General features: G+C 63.5%; 13 protein-coding genes and 1 tRNA gene. 6 read left to right on the plus strand and 8 right to left on the minus strand.

What is annotated here, in order from left to right:
* Positions 1 to 121: 121 nt before the first annotated feature.
* The 4 genes from AC6EKW_RS11335 to AC6EKW_RS11350 form a co-directional block, all read right to left on the minus strand.
* Positions 122 to 937 carry an IclR family transcriptional regulator gene (locus AC6EKW_RS11335; RefSeq protein WP_498514438.1) on the minus strand — a complete coding sequence of 272 codons (816 nt, stop codon included), beginning with the start codon at positions 935 to 937 and terminating at the stop codon, positions 122 to 124.
* Positions 938 to 1,018: 81 nt separating this feature from the next.
* On the minus strand, positions 1,019 to 2,950 hold the full coding sequence (locus AC6EKW_RS11340; RefSeq protein WP_498514439.1) for a primary-amine oxidase: 1,932 nt from the start codon (positions 2,948 to 2,950) through the stop codon (positions 1,019 to 1,021).
* A gap of 62 nt (positions 2,951 to 3,012) precedes the next feature.
* Positions 3,013 to 4,512, minus strand: coding sequence for an APC family permease (locus AC6EKW_RS11345; RefSeq protein WP_498514440.1), 1,500 nt, complete (start codon positions 4,510 to 4,512; stop codon positions 3,013 to 3,015).
* 903 nt (positions 4,513 to 5,415) lie between these two features.
* A tRNA-Leu gene (locus AC6EKW_RS11350) sits at positions 5,416 to 5,502 on the minus strand.
* Between the two features lie 72 nt (positions 5,503 to 5,574).
* On the opposite strand from AC6EKW_RS11350, the gene AC6EKW_RS11355 reads away from it, so the two are divergent.
* The 4 genes from AC6EKW_RS11355 (at position 5,575) to AC6EKW_RS11370 (ending at position 10,643) form a co-directional block, all read left to right on the plus strand.
* Complete coding sequence (locus AC6EKW_RS11355; protein ID WP_498514441.1) at positions 5,575 to 8,103, plus strand: DNA polymerase I; 2,529 nt, start codon at positions 5,575 to 5,577, stop codon at positions 8,101 to 8,103.
* 76 nt (positions 8,104 to 8,179) lie between these two features.
* Entirely contained in the window at positions 8,180 to 9,415 is a 1,236-nt protein-coding gene (gene rpsA / locus AC6EKW_RS11360) for a 30S ribosomal protein S1 (RefSeq protein WP_273889031.1), read from the plus strand.
* 17 nt (positions 9,416 to 9,432) lie between these two features.
* A complete protein-coding gene (gene coaE / locus AC6EKW_RS11365; protein WP_273889032.1) occupies positions 9,433 to 10,047 on the plus strand; it encodes a dephospho-CoA kinase in 615 nt (204 codons plus the stop codon).
* Positions 10,008 to 10,643, plus strand: coding sequence for a lytic transglycosylase domain-containing protein (locus AC6EKW_RS11370; RefSeq protein ID WP_273889033.1), 636 nt, complete (start codon positions 10,008 to 10,010; stop codon positions 10,641 to 10,643). Before coaE ends, AC6EKW_RS11370 begins: the two co-directional genes overlap by 40 nt.
* Here AC6EKW_RS11370 and AC6EKW_RS11375 read toward each other — a convergent pair.
* Positions 10,640 to 11,386 carry a MerR family transcriptional regulator gene (locus AC6EKW_RS11375; protein ID WP_498514442.1) on the minus strand — a complete coding sequence of 249 codons (747 nt, stop codon included), beginning with the start codon at positions 11,384 to 11,386 and terminating at the stop codon, positions 10,640 to 10,642. The two genes, AC6EKW_RS11370 and AC6EKW_RS11375, sit on opposite strands and share 4 nt — an antisense overlap.
* 133 nt (positions 11,387 to 11,519) lie before the next feature.
* Here AC6EKW_RS11375 and uvrB point away from each other — a divergent pair, with 133 nt between their 5' ends.
* The gene (uvrB, locus tag AC6EKW_RS11380; protein ID WP_498514443.1) at positions 11,520 to 13,523 is read left to right on the plus strand and encodes an excinuclease ABC subunit UvrB; all 2,004 of its coding nucleotides are present in this window, start codon (positions 11,520 to 11,522) and stop codon (positions 13,521 to 13,523) included.
* Between the two features lie 72 nt (positions 13,524 to 13,595).
* Complete coding sequence (locus AC6EKW_RS11385; protein WP_273889036.1) at positions 13,596 to 14,507, plus strand: dihydrodipicolinate synthase family protein; 912 nt, start codon at positions 13,596 to 13,598, stop codon at positions 14,505 to 14,507.
* Here AC6EKW_RS11385 and AC6EKW_RS11390 read toward each other — a convergent pair.
* The 3 genes from AC6EKW_RS11390 to AC6EKW_RS11400 all read right to left on the minus strand — a co-directional run bounded on the left by AC6EKW_RS11390 (position 14,504) and on the right by AC6EKW_RS11400 (position 18,066).
* Complete coding sequence (locus AC6EKW_RS11390) at positions 14,504 to 14,788, minus strand: PH domain-containing protein (protein WP_498514444.1); 285 nt, start codon at positions 14,786 to 14,788, stop codon at positions 14,504 to 14,506. The two genes, AC6EKW_RS11385 and AC6EKW_RS11390, sit on opposite strands and share 4 nt — an antisense overlap.
* Positions 14,789 to 14,794: 6 nt before the next feature.
* Positions 14,795 to 16,159 (minus strand): ammonium transporter, encoded by a 1,365-nt coding sequence (locus AC6EKW_RS11395; RefSeq protein ID WP_498514486.1) that lies wholly within the window; start codon positions 16,157 to 16,159, stop codon positions 14,795 to 14,797.
* Positions 16,160 to 16,389: 230 nt separating this feature from the next.
* The gene (locus AC6EKW_RS11400) at positions 16,390 to 18,066 is read right to left on the minus strand and encodes a PucR family transcriptional regulator (protein WP_273889039.1); all 1,677 of its coding nucleotides are present in this window, start codon (positions 18,064 to 18,066) and stop codon (positions 16,390 to 16,392) included.
* Between the last annotated feature and the right edge of the window lie 257 nt (positions 18,067 to 18,323).

Genomic DNA, 18,323 nt, shown 5'->3' on the forward strand with positions numbered 1-18,323 from the left:
CCTTCCGCCCGCATGTCCGACCGCCCATATAGTGCCTGCTGGCAGGCTTTGAGGAAGGCGGTGCATCTCACAGAGAACAAAGGTGGATGGATCCTACAGGGGCGGACATGTACAGGATGTCTCACGCGCTACCCCGGTATCTGTACCCTCGGATTCCCGAAGCCTCCCTGCCCGCGACTCGGATCATGTCCAGAAAATAGCGCGGCTTGGAGTAGAAGTGGCGTGAGGGGACTGAGATGCCCACCGAGGCTTCTACCTCTCCTGCGGCGTTTCTCACGGGTGCCGCGACACAACAGAAACCCTCAGCGAATTCATCCAGGTCCATGGCGAATTCCTGCGCCCTGACCTGGGTCAACTCACTCTCCAATTTCCTCGGGGATATGATGGTTCTGGATGTGAACTGGCAGAGGGTTCCCTCCTCTTCTGCCATATCCTTCTCATCCGAGTAGGCGAGCAGAACCTTACCTATGGCCAACGCATGGCTCCCGTCCCCGAAACCTATACAGACATCCGGGAGCCTGGGGGCTCCTGGGATAGATTTGATGTCCAATATTACCATCCGACCATCCTGGCGTACCGCCAGGTAGGCACGCTGACCAGAACGTTCCGCCAGATCCTTGAGCACCGGCTCTATATCAAGCGTTATGTCCGAACCGCCCAGAGACCTTTGGTAGAGTACAGAGATCATCGGTCCTAGACGGTAGCCTCGCCTCCCGGGAACACGCTCCACGTACCCCTCCCGTATGAGTGCGTTGATAAGATTGTAGGCAGTGGGCAGGCTGACCCCCGCGAGGCGGGCTATCTCCTTGGCGGTTATCTCTCCTCCATACTCCCCGATCAGTTTCAACACCTTCAAGACGCGGCGGGCACTTTTCTCTCCCTTCTGACTCTCGCCTGCCACATCTACGGATGACGTCTCAAGCTCGTTCCTGTGCATATCTCCACCTTTGTCCAGACTCCTCCGGAGAGCAGAGGCGGGCGCCATGGTGGTCTCCCTGCCGCCCGCCCCTGTTCTTACTCACCCGGCGTGGTGGTTGCAGTGACCGTTGTGCTCCGGCCTCGGTACGTCGAGCGCCGGGTTTTGATCAAAGAAACCTTCAGGCTTGAGCATGAAGCTGGCCGTCTCTACCGGCATCACCGGCCAGTCCTCAAGCCTCACCGGATGGTGCATCCCGAGTGTGTACCAGACGACGATATCCTGGTTTCTTACGGTGCGCTTCTGCTTTATCCAGCGGACCAGTCCATCATCGCCAGGGTTCTGGTTCGGATAGGCCCCAGCAGCATGTCTCTCGGCAGGCTCGTAGGGAGTCACCCAGAGGTGGCCCTTTACGAAACCTCCTCGCTTCATTACCTGTCCATCGGGTTGAGCGAAAGGTACCGTGTTGGTCTTGGGCATAAGCTTGTACGCAACGGGCTCACCCACTCGATTTTGGGAGGATTCATTCACTATCCTCCAGTAGCGAGAACTATCGGTATTCACGTTCCTCGGGCTCTCGGACTCGTTCTCTATGGGAGTGGCCTTGGCGTAGAAGGCGTTGCCATAAGGGTTCTCTTCACCGGGAGGGACCGGGACGGTATTGACCTCGTAGACCGTATTCTGTTGTCCGTCGACATCCATGTCCAGCCGGAAGTTGAAGAAGTGCTGGTGTATGGGGCCGTAGAGCCCATCATTGTTGAGAAGCTGACCGTGGCGTGTCTTCTCCCCCGGAGGGAGTGCTCCTGTGGAGACGATGCCTGTGGCCTTCATCTCGAACTCTATAGAGCCGTCCTGGTAGAAGTACCAGTAGAAGCCGTACTCGTAGTTTGCAACCGTGGCGATGAAGGAGACAACGAGCCTTCTGGAACGTCGCACTTCTGCTTTGTCAGTGCGCATGTCGTAGTGCTTCCAGAGGATGCTGTAGTCCTCCTCGTGCATGCAGACAGCGTTCTTGATGATGCGGGGACGCCCTGCCCCATCACAGACCACACCATCGAAGTAACGTATCTCCCCAAGACAGTCGCACCCGAGCTCGAGGGAATTAGCAAGAGAGCCAACATTGTATTCTCCGGCGTCGAAGGCGTTCTTGCGCCAGTGGCCGGGTCGGGGATCGCCGTAGGGCACGACCATCTCCGAGAGGGAGGCCCGGTAGAGTATGGGGCGTTCTCTTCCTCCGTCGTTGTAGCTCACGGTATAGAGAACCAGACCTTCACGGGGTGTGAATCCTATCCGGAAGCGCCACTTCTGCCAGCGTATCTCGTGCCCGTCTATCTCGAAGCTGGGACCTTCAGGCTGGGTGATCTCGATAGGCTTGAGATCTGTACGCATTTGCCCCACGGCCTCGGGGGTATAGTTGCCCTTCTCTTTTGGTACGGGCACCACACCGTAATCCTCGATCCTGACAACCTCCATTTTGTCGAGGTCAACGATCGCGATGAGGTTGTCTATGGGATGTGCGTAGGCGTTGTCTTCGGGGTCCAGCCTAACCCAGGAGAGTGCTCTCGAGAGCCTGCGTCCTTCTTCGTCTCCGTAGCTCCCTGCCGACCAGGGATCGACTAGGACCAGGTCCATGTTGGTGATCCCGCGCTTCCTGAGCGCCTCTTGGTACTCGGGGTTTGCCTTGCAAGCCGCCTCGCACTCGTCGAACTCCTCGAGAGCGATCGGTGCTTGGACATCCAGGATTCGTTCCCATGAGACGACCTCGCCTCGGCTGAGCGAGACCACCGCCTCGTAGTTGACATTCTCTTCTCTGTCGTGCACGACGATGAATGCCTCTCGGTCGAAGCTGTCGCCTGGTTTGAAGGAGAGAACCTTCTCTTTCGGCGGCTCGTTAAGTGTGACCCCCGAGAAGCGGTAGCTCTCCCCGAGATTTCTGTCCTTGCGCAAGATATTCACTGCCTGCTCTATTTCCCTGGCGCTAAGCGGCTCTAGGGGATGGCCGATCCTGGCAGAAGTTTCTTCCAAGGCCGACAATGTGTCACCTCCTCCTTTCTTGAAGTAATTACCCCGGTAGAAGGGTACCTATCCTTTATGGCTCAGGCGAGCTCCTGCTGTGTTCCTTCTCGTCCGGTCTCTCTGGTACCCTTTTCCGAGATCTTGTGATCTTCTCGCACCGAAGTATCTACGGTCACTTTCTCTGCAGACGGGTCGAAGACTACATGTCCGAGAATTGCGTAACGCTCGGGTTTTCTTGCCCTGAGATAGAGTGAGAAGGCCATCCCTCCTATGGCAATGGCACATACGATCCAGGGGATGAGTTTGAACGCCAGGCTGCTCGAAGCACTACCGGCGGCGGTCGAGAAGTTAGTGATCAGAAGGAAGACAACGACGATCATTCCGATGCCACCTACCAGAGGTGCGGCGAAGGTGGTCAGCCAGTTGCGTGCCTCTGGATGGTATCCTTTGACGTGAAAGTAGCCGATGACCGCAAACGAGCAGAGCGTCTGCACTAGCAGAAGCGCCAGCGTTCCACCCATCGCCAGTATGGTGTACAGATTGGCGTAGGGGTCCTGCCCTGTCGCCCAGAAGACCGCAACCAGAAGGGTCGCTATTGCCGTCTGGGTGAAGGAAGCTATATGCGGAGATCCGTGGACCGGATGTGTCTCACCCAGCCTCCGGCTGAAGAACCCTTCCCTGCCGAAGTTGTAGAGGTAGCGTGCTGCATCGTTGTGGAACGCCATCCCGCAGGCGAACGACCCGGTTATGAGCAGCCACTCGAAGAGGGTGACCGCCCATCCTCCGACGAATTCACGCGTCGGGTTAATGAAGAGTGCGAAGGGGTTGCTACCCTTGGCCAGCGCTACCGACTGATGCAGCCCGTTGCCGTCTATGGCCATCCAGGAAACGAAGGTGTAGAAGATCCCTACCCCGACAACGGAGATAAGGATGGCAAGTGGAACGTTGCGTTTGGGGTTCTTGGATTCCTCCCCGTAGACCGCACTTGTCTCGAATCCGACCCAGGACCAGAAAGCAAAGATCAAGCCGAGACCGGGAGCAACGCCCTTGAAGGCGTTAATGGGGTTCAGCGGAGCGAGCGATATTCCATCCGGTCCTCCCCCCGAAAAGAGCACCCCGAATGCCATGAACAGGAGCACCGAGATCTCAGTGAGCAGGAAGACCGCCAGCACCTTTGCCGTCAGGTTGATGTCGAAGTAGGTGAGTATGGCGATGGCTGCAAGCATTATCCCGGCGAAAACGGGCCAGGGAACGTTGAGTCCGAGCTGTGCTCGAACCGTATCATGGGCGAAGGCAGAGAAAATGCCGACCAATGCAGGCTCGAAGATCATGTAGCAGAAAACACACAAAAGCCCAGAGGCAAGCCCGACGACGCGCCCGAGGCCGTGGGAGATAAAGCCGTAGAACGCTCCAGCCGTCGTGATGTAGCGTGCCATCATCAGAAAACCCACGGAGAATATGGTCAGCACGACAAGGGCGAATATGTAACCTCCAGGGGCCCCTATACCGTTACCAAACCCCACGGCTATTGGTACGTTGCCCGCCATCGCCGTGATCGGGGCACACGTGGCCACGGCCATGAACAAGACTCCAACAAGTCCGACAGCGTTTGGCTTGAGGGAACGGAAGGTCTGTTCCTCACCAGCTCGCGCTTCATCCTGGGTAGTACTACTGTCCCGTTCTTGCACTTCAACCTCCTTTCTGCTCTTTCCAGGTGATTTGTTTAACAATTGCGCATCTACTACCGCAATCACTATCCAGTCTTTTTCTAGCCATGTAAGAAAAAATGGTTACGAAGATAGGAATCACCTGCTTGGAGTTGGTAGCTGAAGCTTGCAGATCAGCCAACCTAGTGAAGGGACGATCTTTTGAAATGTCATGGCTTCATTGGATCAGAGTGACTCTCAGGAGTGGCAAGCTACCCGATAAGGACTCGGTTTTACAGCAGTTACCTATACTGGCAGAGATGCTGTCCAAGGACAGAGCCCGAGTTTCCTATGCCTAAAGGGGGTGCTCGGGACAACCTTTGGATTGAATCGTGCTGGGGCGGGCTTGAGACCGAGAGCGGTAAGCTGATCCTGGATACAGAAACTGTGAGGAGAGGTCAAGAGGTCAAGAAAATAGTACGTGGAGCGCCTTTCGGATGGCAAGATACTCGGGTTTTGGACGGTTGTTTCGCTCAGCCTTACAGGGGAGTGCTATCCCATTACACTTCGGGGTCTACTCGGAGAAGACGTTAAAAGGTGGGTGGTGAGGCCTCACCTCACGCCGGTTCAGATTGCCGGAGAAAACCAGCTTCCGCGACCTGCGCCACACCTGCGTAACGCCGCTTATCAAGAATGTTAACCCAAGATCATCTACGAGATGCTAGGCACTCCAACATCTCCCGCGCCCTCGAAGAAGCCCTCGGTTGAGGGGTCGCAGTAAACGGCTCCGGCGTTCCCTTGCGGCCCAGATTTTCGCCGCTTTGCAGGGATTTCGTCTGGTGCCGGAGGTGGGACTCGAACCCACACGACCTTGCGGCCACCGGATTTTGAGTCCGGCGCGTCTACCGGTTCCGCCACTCCGGCTCTCGGGCGGGGCAAGTATAGCATGTAGCCTTCTGGTCCCGGCCGCACGACCCAGTATAATCACGATACATCATGCGCCTGTATTTGATCGACGGATACTCACTGCTCTACCGGGCTTTCTATGCTCTTCCGCAGAGCATATCCACCCGTGAGGGGCTCATGACCAACGCCCTCTACGGGTTCACGAGCGTCCTGCTCAAGATCCTCGGTGAGGAGGGCGAGAAAGGGGTCGCGGTCGTCTGGGACGGTGGGTTGCCCAGCTCCCGGACCGGGCTCTACGAGGGGTACAAGGCGCAGAGGAAACCCATGCCGGAGGAGCTCAAGGACCAGCTCGAGCACCTCGACGACATCCTCCGGGCGATGAACGTGCCGGTCGTCAGGGTCGAGGGGCACGAGGCCGACGACGTCATAGCCACCCTCTCGCGGCGGGTACCGGAGGGGAGCGAGCTCATGATCGTCACCGGGGATCAGGACGCCATGCAGCTCGTGGACGGCAACGTCAGGGTGATGCGCACCAGCTCCAGGAGCGGCTTCTCCGAGACGAAGGTCTACGGGAGGGAGGAGGTCGTCGAGGAGTACGGGGTCACCCCGGAGCAGATCCCGGACTACAAGGCGCTCACCGGGGATCCTTCGGACAACATCCCCGGCGTGCGGGGGATCGGCCCCAAGAGCGCCTCGAAGCTCCTGCAGAGGTTCGGGAGCCTGGAAGGCATCTACGAGCACCTGGACGAGGTCTCTCCCGAGGGGACGCGCCGCAAGCTCGAGGAGGGAAGAGAGAGCGCTTTCATGTCGCTCGAGCTGGCGCGGATGCACTTCGACGTACCGGTGGATTTCGATCTCGAAGGGCTCAAGTTCGAAGGGGTCTCGCCGGAGTGCCGGGAGGTCTTCGAGCGCTACGAGTTCAACAGCTTCCTCGAGAGACGGCTGCCGGAGCTCCCGGTGGCCGGTGGCGGCAGGGTCGAGGCGCCGCGCCGGAGGCGCGTCCGGATCGCGGGAGAACCATCGGAGCCGAGCCTCGACCCGGTGGCCGTGGCGCCGGTCGGCGACGGGCGCTGGGCCGTCGCCACCGCCGAGGACGAGGCGTACGTCTCAGGGGAGCTCCCGGCCGGACAGCTCTGGGTACACGACGCCAAGGGCTGCGGCGTGAGGCGGGCCAGCTTCGACACCTACCTCGCCGCCTACCTCATACAGCCCGGCACCCGCAGCTACGAGCCCGAGACGCTGGCCCGGGAGCGGGGTCTCGAGGGGGTCGAAGTCGAGCACGAGGACCCCGAGGTGGCCGGCGCCGCGCGGCGGGCGGCGCTGGTCTACGCGCTCGTCCCCGGTCTGCGCGACGAGCTCGAGGAGATGGAGCTCTCCCGCCTCTATTACGAGGTCGAGCTCCCGCTCGCCGACGTGCTCGCGAAGATGGAACGGGTGGGGATGCCGGTGGACGTGGGGACGCTCGAGGAGGTCGGGCGGGAGATAGAGGGCAGGATCTCCGAGCTCGAGGCCAGGATCTTCGAGGAGGTGGGGCACCCGTTCAACATCAGCTCGCCCAAGCAGCTCGGGGAGGTTCTCTTCGAGGAGCTCTCCATACCCCCCGTCAGGAAGACCAAGACCGGATACTCCACCGACGCCAAGGTGCTCCAGCAGCTCGCGCTGCAGGGGTACACCGTGGCCGGGCGGGTCATCGAGTACCGCGAGCTCACCAAGCTCCGCGGCACCTACGTGGAGGCCCTGAGCAGGCTCGTCGGCGAGGACGGACGCATCCACACCACGCTGAACCAGACCACCACGGCCACCGGGCGCATCTCGAGCGACTCGCCCAACCTGCAGAACATCCCCGTGCGCACCGAGCTCGGGGCGCGCATCAGGGACGCGTTCACCGCCTCCGAGGGCCGCGTCCTGCTCGTCTGCGACTACTCGCAGATAGAGCTCAGGATCCTCGCGCACATGACCCGGGAGCCCGCGCTCGTCGAGGCCTTCCGGAGCGGGGAGGACATCCACACCCGCACCGCCTCAGAGGTCTTCGACGTCAGGCCGGAGAGCGTGACCCCCGAGCTCAGGCGGAGGGCCAAGATGGTCAACTTCGGCATCCTCTACGGCATCTCCGGATACGGGCTCGCCACGCGTCTCGGCAACGTCCATCCCTCCGAGGCCGAGCGCTACATAAAGCGCTACCTCGAGCGCTACCCCAGGGTCAGCGAGTTCATCCGCAAGACCAACGAGGAGGCGAGGGAGCTCGGGTACACCACCACCCTCTTCGGCAGGAGACGCTACGTCCCCGAGCTCAGGAGCAAGAACAAGAGCGTCCAGAGGCTCGGCGAAAGGCTCGCGTTCAACGCCCGGGTGCAGGGGACGGCCGCGGACATCATCAAGATCGCGATGGTGGACATAGACGGGCGGCTGCCGGAGGGGGCGGATATGATCATGCAGGTCCACGACGAGCTCGTCTTCGACGTCGAGAGGGATCTGGTCGGGGAGGTCGCCGCGCTCGCCGCCGCGCGCATGGTCGCGGCCTGCGAGCTCGACCCCCCGCTCGAGGTCGAGGTAAAATCCGGGGAGAGATGGGGCAGCGTCGCGCCCCTGTCCCTGCAAAAGAGTGATAGAATGAGCTAGGATATCGCTCCAGGAGCGTGATCCTTGAGATAGTCGTCTGTTCGTAAGCCATGTGGAAGAGGAAAGTTACTGTTAGATGACGGAAGCCACTGAAAAAACGTCCCGAGAGCTGACGATGCGGGACTTCTTCCGCGAGGAGAACGGGGAGATAGTCCCGGTAGACGAGAGCATCCTCATAGACTTCAGCGACGGGGACATAGTCGAGGGCGAGGTCGTCCGGATAGACAAGGACGAGGTCCTCGTGGACATCGGGTACAAGTCTGAGGGCTTGATCCCGGCCAACGAGCTCTCGATCCGCAAGGGCGTCGACCCGCACGAGATCGTCGAGCTCGGCCAGCGCATCGAGGCGCTGGTGCTCCAGAAGGAGGACGCCGACGGGCGTCTGATCCTCTCCGCCAAGCGGGCGGCCTTCGAGAAGGCCTGGAACCGGATCGAAGAAGCCTACGCCGCGCAGGAGAACGTCGAGGGGCCGGTCATAGAGGTCGTCAAGGGCGGTCTGATCCTGGACATCGGGCTAAGAGGCTTTTTGCCGGCGAGCCTGGTGGACATCCGGAGGGTCAGGAACCTCGACGCCTTCCTGGGTCAGAGGCTCGAGTGTAAGGTCATAGAGCTCAACCGCAGCCGCAACAACGTCGTGCTCTCCCGCCGCGCGGTCCTCGAAGAGGAGCGCAAGGAGGAGCGTGAGAGGATCCTTACCTCCCTCAAGGAGGGCGACATCGTCGAGGGTACGGTCTCGAACCTCGTCGACTTCGGCGCGTTCGTGGACCTCGACGGGATAGACGGTCTGATCCACATCTCCGAGCTCTCCTGGAACCACGTCGACCATCCGAGCGAGGTCGTACAGGTCGGGGAGAAGGTCAAGGTCAAGGTGCTCGAGGTGGATCAGGAGCGCGAGAGGATCTCGCTCGGCCTCAAGCAGACCCGCAAGGATCCCTGGCAGGAGGTCGTCGAGCAGGTCGAGGTTGGTCAGACGATCCATGGCCGGGTGACCAAGCTCGTCTCCTTCGGAGCGTTCGTCGAGGTCGCCGAGGGGGTGGAGGGTCTGATCCACATCTCCGAGCTCGCCGACCACCACGTGGAGACGCCGGGCGAGATCGTGCGCAGCGGCGACGAGGTGGACGCGCGGGTGATCGACGTCGACCCGAAGCGCCGGCGGCTCTCGCTCTCGCTGCGTCCCGAGCGCTCCGAGAAGGAGGAGCGGCGCCGCGAGGAGCGTGAGGACCGTCCGCGCCGAGACCGGCCCAGGGACACCGGCGTGCGTACGGCTGGTGCCTTCGACCAGCTCTCCAACCTGGATCTGGAGAGGGAGTAAGCGCCGGGAGGCCGGGTGTGTCGGAAGAGGGAGGGCCGGTGACGCTCGCCGTCACCGGCCCTCTGGCCTGCGGGAAGAGCACCTTCGTGGCGATGCTCGGTGAGCTGGGGGCAGAGACCATCTCGGCCGACGGGGTGGTGCACGATCTCATGGCCACGGATGCGGAGCTGATCGAGAAGATCGTACGCCGCTTCGGGGAACACGTGCGGGGGGAGCGGGGGATAGACCGCCGGGCGCTCGGACGGGAGGTCTTCGGCGACCGGCGGGCCCTCGAGGATCTGGAAGAGATGGTCCACCCGCTCGTCTGGCGTGAGGTCGGGCGCAGGATCTCCGCCAGCCGCGCCCCGCTCTTCGTGGCCGAGGTGCCGCTGCTCTTCGAGGGTAAACACGCCTCCGACTTCGATTTCACCCTGACGGTGCTCGCTCCCCGGGAGCGCCGGCTGGGGTGGGCGCGGGAGAGGGGGATGCCCGAGAGGCAGTTCGAAGCCGTGGAGGCGAGGCAGCTCAGCGCTGAAGAGAAAGCTCGCCGGGCCGACATCGTCGTGAACAACGACGGCGGGATGGAGCGCCTCAGGGAGCAGGCCGTGAAGGTGTGGGAGCGTCTTCTGTCCGGAGGAGGGCGGGGACGGTAGTCTACACGACCAGAGGTGGACGCCGCAGGGCGGCCAGACGCAGGGCCCGGCGCAGGAGGAGGAGCGTGCTGCTCGCCGTCGTGTTGCTGCTCGCCCTCACCGTCTTCTGGCCCCGGCTCTACGGGATCTTCGAACGCGCGACACATCCTCTGGAGTACGCGCCGCAGATACGCGCCGCGAGCCAGAAGTTCGGCGTCGACCCCACGCTCGTGGCCGGTGTGATCTACACCGAGAGCCGCTTCGGTCACGACTCGGAGTCTTCGAAGGGGGCCTACGGCCTGATGCAGATCATGCCCTCCACGGCGCGCTTCATCGCCGAGCACGGCGGCATACGGGGGGATTACCGGGATCCCGGGGTCAACATCGAGATGGGCACCTGGTATCTGAGCTATCTGGAGCACCGCTATCCGCAGGACGAGCGTCTGGCGCTCGCCGCCTACAACTCCGGGGAGGGGAAGGTCGCGCAGTGGGGGCTGCGTCCGGGGTTCAGCCTCCGGCAGATCCCGTATGCCGAGACCCGCGACTACGTGAGGAACGTGCTCGCCGCGCAGAAGACCTACCGCAGGCTCTACGGTCCCGAGCTGCGCGGCGGCTAGGGCTTATCCTCGCTGGCCTCCGCCCGCGAGATGTAGGAGATCATCTCGCGCATCCGCGCGGTGTCGTGGCCGTGTATCTCTTCCTCCTCGCCCCACATCCTGCCGAGCGAGCGGGAGATCCCCTCGTCGCCGCCGGTGAACTCCTCGACCAGCTTCTTCCAGCGCCGGGCGAGCTCCCTCACCCGCTCGCTCCGGGGGTCGGTCCCCGCCTCCATCTCGGCCCGGACCTCCGCGATGAGGCGCGGCCATTCCTCCTCGACCCGGCGGATCCTCTCCCGGCCGAGATCCCGGGCCCTCTTCTCGAGGTACTCCCGCTGCTCAGGGGTGTAGTATCTCTCGAGCCTCTCCGACATCTCGATCACCTCCATCGCTGTTTGCACGAGTTCTGCTGGGGAAGACCCTCCGGACGAGCGCAGCCTCTCTGCCACCAGCTCCAGCCGCTCGAGCAGAGCCCCCTTGATGCGCAGCTCCTCCCTCACCCGTTCCGCGTGCAGCTCGACGACCCGCAGCGCCGTGAACTCCGGATCGTCCAGGCAGCGGGCGACCTCGCTCAGGGGCAGCCCCAGCGAGCGGAGCGAGAGGATCCGCTGCAGTCTGAGAACGTCCTCCGGGCCGTAGAGCCGGTAGCCGGACTCTGTTCTGCGGGCGGGGCGGAGCAGCCCGATCTCGTCGTAGTGGCGCAGCGTGCGCACCGAGAGGCCGGTGCTCCGGGCAAGCTCTCCTATCCTCCAGGTCTTCTCCATGCCACTGGAGGATAAAGCCTCACGTTGCGTGAGGGTCAAGGGACGTGGGAGAGTTTTCGCCGCTGTCACGATCCGAGCCGGACGTATAATCTCTTGACGCAGCGTCCTACGAGACGGGTTCGGGTGTGATCGCATGGAGAACCAGCTAGAGAACAGCTTCCGGGTGAACAGCGCCTACCGGCCGACCGGAGACCAGCCGCAGGCCATAGAGAAGCTCGCTTCCGGGCTCGAATCCGGGCTGCGGGCGCAGACGTTGCTCGGGGTGACCGGCTCGGGCAAGACGCACACGATGGCCCGCATCATCGAGAAGGTCGGGCGGCCCTCGCTCGTCATCGCGCACAACAAGACGCTCGCGGCCCAGCTCGCGAGCGAGTTCTCCGAGTTCTTCCCGAACAACGCCGTCGAGTACTTCGTCAGCTACTACGACTACTACCAGCCCGAGGCCTACGTCCCCCAGACCGACACCTTCATCGAGAAGGACGCCCAGATCAACGAGGACATAGACCGCCTGAGGCACTCGGCCACCAGCGCGCTCTTCACCCGGCGCGACGTGATCGTGGTGGCGAGCGTCTCGGCGATCTACGGCCTGGGGAGCCCGGAGGAGTACCGGCAGAAGATGGTCCTGCTGGAGAGGGGCGGCTTCTACGACCTCGACGACGTGCTGCGGGATCTCGTGCGCATCCAGTACGCCCGCAACGACTACCAGCTCTCCCGCGGCAACTTCCGGGTCCGGGGGGACGTGCTGGAGATACACCCGGCCTACCAGGACACGGTCTACCGCATCTCCTTCTTCGGCGACGAGGTGGAGAGCATCGCCGAGGTCGATCCGCTGACCGGGGAGGTGCTGCGCGAGCCGGAGACGCTCACGATCTACCCGGCGACCCACTTCGTCACCGGCGAGGAGAAGCTCGAGCGCGCGATAAAGGGCATCGAGGAGGAGCTCGAGGAGCGCTACGCCGAGCTCGAGCGTGAGGGGAAGATGCTCGAGGCCTACCGGCTCCGGCAGCGGACCCAGTACGACCTGGAGATGCTGCGCGAGCTCGGCTACTGCTCCGGGATCGAGAACTACTCCCGGCACCTCGACGGCCGACCCGCGGGCTCGACGCCGTACACCCTGCTCGACTACTTCCCCGACGACTACGTCACCTTCGTCGACGAGTCGCACATCACGCTGCCCCAGATCCGGGGGATGTACAACGGCGATCGCAGCCGCAAGGAGACGCTGGTGGAGCACGGCTTCCGGCTCCCCTCGGCGCTGGACAACCGGCCCCTGAGGTGGGAGGAGTTCCTCCTGAAGACCAACCAGCTCGTCTTCGTCTCGGCCACCCCGGGCCCCTACGAGCTCGAGAACAGCGACCAGATAGTCGAGCAGATCATCCGCCCCACCGGGCTCGTCGACCCCGAGGTCGAGGTCCGCCCGACGCGGGGTCAGATCGACGACCTGATGAACGAGATCCACAAGAGGGTCGAGCGGGACGAGCGGGTCCTGGTCACCGCGCTCACGATCAAGATGGCCGAGGACCTCACGGACTACCTCCTCGAGCACGGGGTGAGGGCCCGCTACATGCACGCGAATATCGAGACGCTGGAGCGCATCCAGATCATCCGTGGCCTGCGCAGCGGCGAGTTCGACGTGCTCGTCGGGATAAACCTGCTGCGCGAGGGGCTCGACCTGCCGGAGGTCTCGCTCGTGGCCATACTGGATGCGGACAAAGAGGGTTTCCTGCGCGGCGAGCGGGCGCTCATCCAGACCATAGGCCGGGCGGCGCGCAACGTGAACGGGCGGGTCATCATGTACGCGGACAGAGAGACCGAAGCGATGCGCGCGGCGATCGGCGAGACCAACCGCCGCCGGGAGATACAGACAGAGTACAACGAACGCCACGGGATCACGCCCCAGACGATCAAGAAGGGCGTCTCGGACATCCTGATCGCCGCCGAGGCGAAGGGGCTCTACAAGACGCAGCGAAGGAAGCGTCCTACTGCTCCGCGCGACCCGGACGAACTTCGCGACCTCATCGCGCGTCTGCAGGCCGAGATGATGGAGGCCGCCGAGGAGCTGAGGTTCGAACAGGCGGCGGAGCTGCGCGACGAGATCCGGGAGCTCGAACGCCAGCTGCAGGAAGCCGCTTCCTAGGAACGGGCCTTCTTCTCCGAGTGGTGCTACCATCAGCGTGAAGGGACGTCTTCCATCGCCAGGAGGTGTGGATTGCAGCGAGAGAGGGAGGGTGGTCTCAGAGGGGTCTTCACCGCCGTGCTGACGCCGCTCGACGAGCACCTCGACCCGGACCACGAGGCGTTCGTCCGCCACTGCCTGAGGCTTCTCGACGCCGGATGCCACGGGGTGAGCGTCTTCGGGACAACGGGGGAGGGGAACTCGTTCTCGGTGGCCGAGAGGGAGGAAGCGCTCGAGGCGCTCGTCGAGGGTGGCGTGCCGGGCGAGAGGCTCCTGCCGGGCACGGGTTCATGCTCGCTCACCGACGCGGTTCGTCTGTGCGAGAAAGCGATCGAGGTCGGTGCGGGCGGCGTGCTGGTCCTGCCCCCCTTCTACTACAAGGACGCCGGCGACGAGGGGCTCTTCCGCTTCTTCGCCGAACTGGTCGAGCGGGTGGGGGACGAGAGGCTCAGGGTCTACCTGTACCACATCCCGCAGGTCTCCGGTGTCGGGCTGAGCCTGGAGCTGATGCGCCGGCTGCACGAAGCGTACCCGCAGACGATCGTCGGGACCAAGGACAGCGAGGGCCGCTGGGAGCGCATCGAGAGGACCTGTCGCGAGCTCGACGGGTTCGAGGTCTTCGCCGGCTCCGAGGAGTTCCTGCTGCGTACGCTGCGCGCCGGTGGGGTGGGGTGCATCTCCGCCTCCGCCAACCTGAACTCCCGGCTCGCGCGCAGGGTCTACGATCTGCACGAGGCCGGTGAAGACGCGGAAGGGGCACAGAGGGATCTCGACGCGCTGCGAAAGGCGATGGAGGGTTACCCGACGATCCCGGCGCTCAAGGCGCTCCTGCACCGGGCCACCGGGGAGGAAGGGTGGACCCGGCTCAGACCGCCGCTCCTCCCGCTCGGGGAGCGGGAGGAGCGGGAGCTCGCCTCCGGCGTTCCGGTGGAGGAGCTGCTCTAGCCGTACAGCCCGGCCTTGCGCTTCTGGTGGCCGATGGCCGCCCTTATCTCGTTGGCGTCCGGGAGCGCCATGTGCTCCAGCCGGTAGACGCGGCCTTCGTTGGTGGATATCGTGAGGGTGCAGTTGACGAGCCCGCGCACCCGGACGTCGGCGATGCTGCGGTGGTGGATGCGCTCCGTGTGCTGTCCCTGCCAGCCGCTCACGATCTCGACCCGGTCGGCGTAGACGTTGACGATGGTGTTGCCTCGCGCCGCCGCCTGAGCCATGGGCTTCTCCGCCACCCCGCTCTAGCCCTCCCGTCCACCGGAATCGAGGGTGACTGCTTCCCGGTACTCGTCCGTCGCGACCAGGGATTCCGCGTAACCGTAGACCCCGTGCTCGCTCACGTCCAGACCGTCGAGCTCCTGGTGGGGCTTGACCCTGAGGCCGATCGTCGCCTTGAGGATCGCGAAGACGATGTAGGAGGTTGCGAACGTGAAACCGCCGGCCGCGAGTATCCCGAGCGCCTGTACGCCCAGCTGGTGCAGCCCGCCGCCGTAGAACAGCCCCGGAGCCCCCACCCCGATCTCCTTGACGAGCTGCGGGGTCGCGAAGAGGCCCGTGGAGAGCGTCCCCCAGACGCCGCCCATGCCGTGGGAAGCGATCGCGCCGAGCGGGTCGTCCACCCGGAGGCGCTCCACGAAGATGTAGGTGGCGTACATGACCACCGCGGCGACGAAGCCGATGACGATCGAGGCCCAGGGCGCGACGAAGGCGCACGAGGCGGTTATCGCGACCAGCGCGGCGAGCGCGCCGTTGCCGAGCATCCCGACGTCGATTATCCGGCGGTGCAGGTAGCTCGCCACCATAGCCCCGAGGACACCGGCCCCGGCGGCCAGGTTGGTCGTGAGCGCGATGTAGGCGAAGGGCGCGCCGACGGCCGCCATCGTCGAGCCGGGGTTGAAACCCCACCAGCCGATCCAGAGTATGATCACGCCGAGGACCGCGAGCGGCATGTTGTGGCCGGGGATGGTGCGTGGACGTCCCTCGTCGTCGTACTTGCCGAGACGGGGGCCGAGCAACAGCGTCCCGGCGAGCGCGGCGACCGCGCCCTGCAGGTGGACGACCGTCGAGCCGGCGAAGTCCTGCATCCCGAGCCCCGAGAGCCAGCCGCCACCCCAGATCCAGTGCCCCACCGTCGGGTAGATGAACCCGGCGAAGACCACCGCGAAGACGCAGTAGACGGCGAACTTGGTCCGCTCGAGCATCGTGCCCCACACGATGGCCAACGAGACGAGCGCGAAGGCCACCTCGAAGAGGAACTTGGCGCCGAGCGGCACCTCGGTCCAGGAGAGCCCGGCGAAGACTTTGTCCACCTCGCCCGGTGCCGCGCTCGTGAACCATCCCTCGGTGCCAAAGACGGCGTTTCCGGTACCGAACGCGATCGCGAAACCGAACGCCCAGAACACGACGAGCCCGATGCCCATGTTCGCCAGGATCTTGGCGACCACGCTCCCTACGTTCTTCATCCGGGAGAAGCCGACCTCGAGCATCGCGAACCCGGCCTGCATGAATAGCACCAGACACGCGGTCACGATCACCCACACGGTGTCCACCGCGACCTTGACATCTGCGATCGTCGTCTTCGCGAAGGCCGCCTGCGGCAACAACATTACCAGCGCGAGTATTACGGCGATTGTGAGGCCTGTTCGTCGCACGTCTCTTCCTCCTGGGTGAGTGGTTCTGCCTGCCCGGATACAGGTTATCCCCGCTATGTGGGGGAAGTCTTTAGCCCGATGTCCAAACAGGCGGCACACGCGGGCGGGATGTTTTGTGCACGGCGTACAGGCGCGATGTCCGCCCACGAACGGAGGATCCACGTTCCGCGGTACGGGCAGAGAGCCTAACGGTCGGAGAAGCTGGAGGTCTGCTCCGGGTGGCGACCGAGGAGCTGCATCGCCTTTATCCCGAGCGTGAGCTGCTCGCGGTCCTCGCTCTTGTCCACGTCCAGGCCGGTGAGCTCCCTTATCCGCTCCAGCCGGTAGCGGATCGTGTGCCGGTGGGCGAAGATCTCGGAGGCGGTCTTCGCCATCGAGGCGTCGTTCTTGAGGTACGTGATCAGGGTGTTGACCAGCTCGGTTCCGTAGCGGGAGTCGTAGGCGACGACCGGTTCCAGCGTGTCCCTGTAGAACGACTCTATCTCTTCCGGATCCTCCTGCAGCACCCGGAAGAGCAGCTTGTAGGTGCCGGTGCTCTCGAAGGTCGAGATGGCGGAGGGTCCATGGATGCGGTGTCCGATCTCGAGCGCTACCTCGGCCTCGGAGTACGCCTCTGGCAGATCCTTGGGGTCTTTGGCGTAGCGTCCGATGCCGACCGAGATGGTGAGCTCCGGGAGGAGTCCTTTCACGTAGCGCTGCACGCGCGAGGCGAGTTCCGGGGCCCGTTCGACGACCTCCTCGGAACCCCCTTTGCTGTTGGGCCCTATCAGGAGGATGACGTTGTCCGAGCGCGGGCCGAGCAGGAAGTTGGAGAAGAGTTGCCGGCTCTGCAGTCGCACGGCTTCCGCGAGCCTCCGCTTGAGCTCCTGGATGGAGGACTCCCCGAGCCGGCGGCGTTCCAGGTATTCGGCGAATTCGTCGATGTCGAAGATGACGGTGAGCGCTCCCTCGGAGAGATCCGCACCCAGGTAGCGCGCCCGCTGCAGCAGGATATCGACCGATCCGTAGTGCCCGTCGACCAGATCGTCCATGAAATCGCCCCGAACGCCGAGCTCGGTTTCGAGCCGGACACGCTCCTTGCTCAGCTCCCCCTCCAGCACGAGGCGGGCCCAGTAGAGCACGATCACGTCTTCGGATAGCAGGGGTTTCTGCGAGAGGTCGACCCACAGGTAGCCCATGGGCTTCTCCCTGCCCACGGGGACCCAGTGAAACTCCTCTTCTCCCACCCGCCACCGCTCCAGAGGTATCGAGAAGAAGCCGTCCGGCAGCCGGGCGTAGCGGTCCCGGCGCTCCCTCCTGGTCTCCGCCACACCGGAACTCCTGGAGGCCCTCAGGTCCAGCCGGTCGAGCGCGGCGCGCAGGGGGGTGCCTTCGCCCCAGATCAGACGCCCCACCGGATCCTCGACCACGACGTCTCTTCCCAGCAGCTTCGAGATCCTCTCCGCCACGTCCTGGACCGAGGAGCCGTCGCCGATGCGCCCGACGAGATCCTTCCCTACCTGGTGGGAGAGGAGGAGCGACTCCTCCGGGGCCGGGAAGAGCTCCATCAGACTGCGCAACGGCACTTCGGGAGGGAGCGTGATGAGGGCGAGCCCGAGCGAGCTCGCAACGGAGGCGTATTCTTCCGGGGGGTCTTTTTTCGTGCGCCAGACCACGGCCGGGCACCCTTCCCGCCTCAGCCGGACGAGAAGATCCTCGTCGAGACCGCCGCGCCAGACTACGGCGGCCTCTCCCGGTGAGAGCCAGCCGTCCGTCTCGTCTTCGAGGGCTATCCCGGAGAGCGGCTTCTCCGGTTCTCCGTCCGCCAGACAGCGGCCCCCGAGCCGCTCCGTGAGAGACCGCGTGAATTCCCCGAGGTCCACCGCTCACCCTTCGGTGCAGTGAGTGATCTTCATGACGACGTAAATATATACGAGATGCACCAGGAAGCTCCATTATTGCACCGGATTGCAAATCTTTGGTAGCCCATTGTAAAGAAAAGTGACCGGTGAACGCTGCGGTATTCTCCGGGGTGGGATGGTGGCGGGCGGGGGTATGTACCCCGGTGCTAAAATCAGGAGAAATGGATTTTGCGTGCTTTGGCCTCCACAAAGGAGGCCGTATACTTGCCGGGGTTTTT

This window comes from Rubrobacter sp. M3-4 (assembly GCF_059772285.1).

Coding starts and splice junctions, on each gene's coding strand:
- AC6EKW_RS11335 (WP_498514438.1), bottom strand. CDS start 937: ATGCACAGGAACGAGCTTGAGACGTCATCCGTAGATGTGGCAGGCGAG.
- AC6EKW_RS11345 (WP_498514440.1), bottom strand. CDS start 4,512: ATGGCCGTGGCCACGTGTGCCCCGATCACGGCGATGGCGGGCAACGTA.
- AC6EKW_RS11355 (WP_498514441.1), top strand. CDS start 5,575: ATGCGCCTGTATTTGATCGACGGATACTCACTGCTCTACCGGGCTTTC.
- rpsA (WP_273889031.1), top strand. CDS start 8,180: ATGACGGAAGCCACTGAAAAAACGTCCCGAGAGCTGACGATGCGGGAC.
- AC6EKW_RS11375 (WP_498514442.1), bottom strand. CDS start 11,386: ATGGAGAAGACCTGGAGGATAGGAGAGCTTGCCCGGAGCACCGGCCTC.
- uvrB (WP_498514443.1), top strand. CDS start 11,520: ATGGAGAACCAGCTAGAGAACAGCTTCCGGGTGAACAGCGCCTACCGG.
- AC6EKW_RS11395 (WP_498514486.1), bottom strand. CDS start 16,159: ATGTTGTTGCCGCAGGCGGCCTTCGCGAAGACGACGATCGCAGATGTC.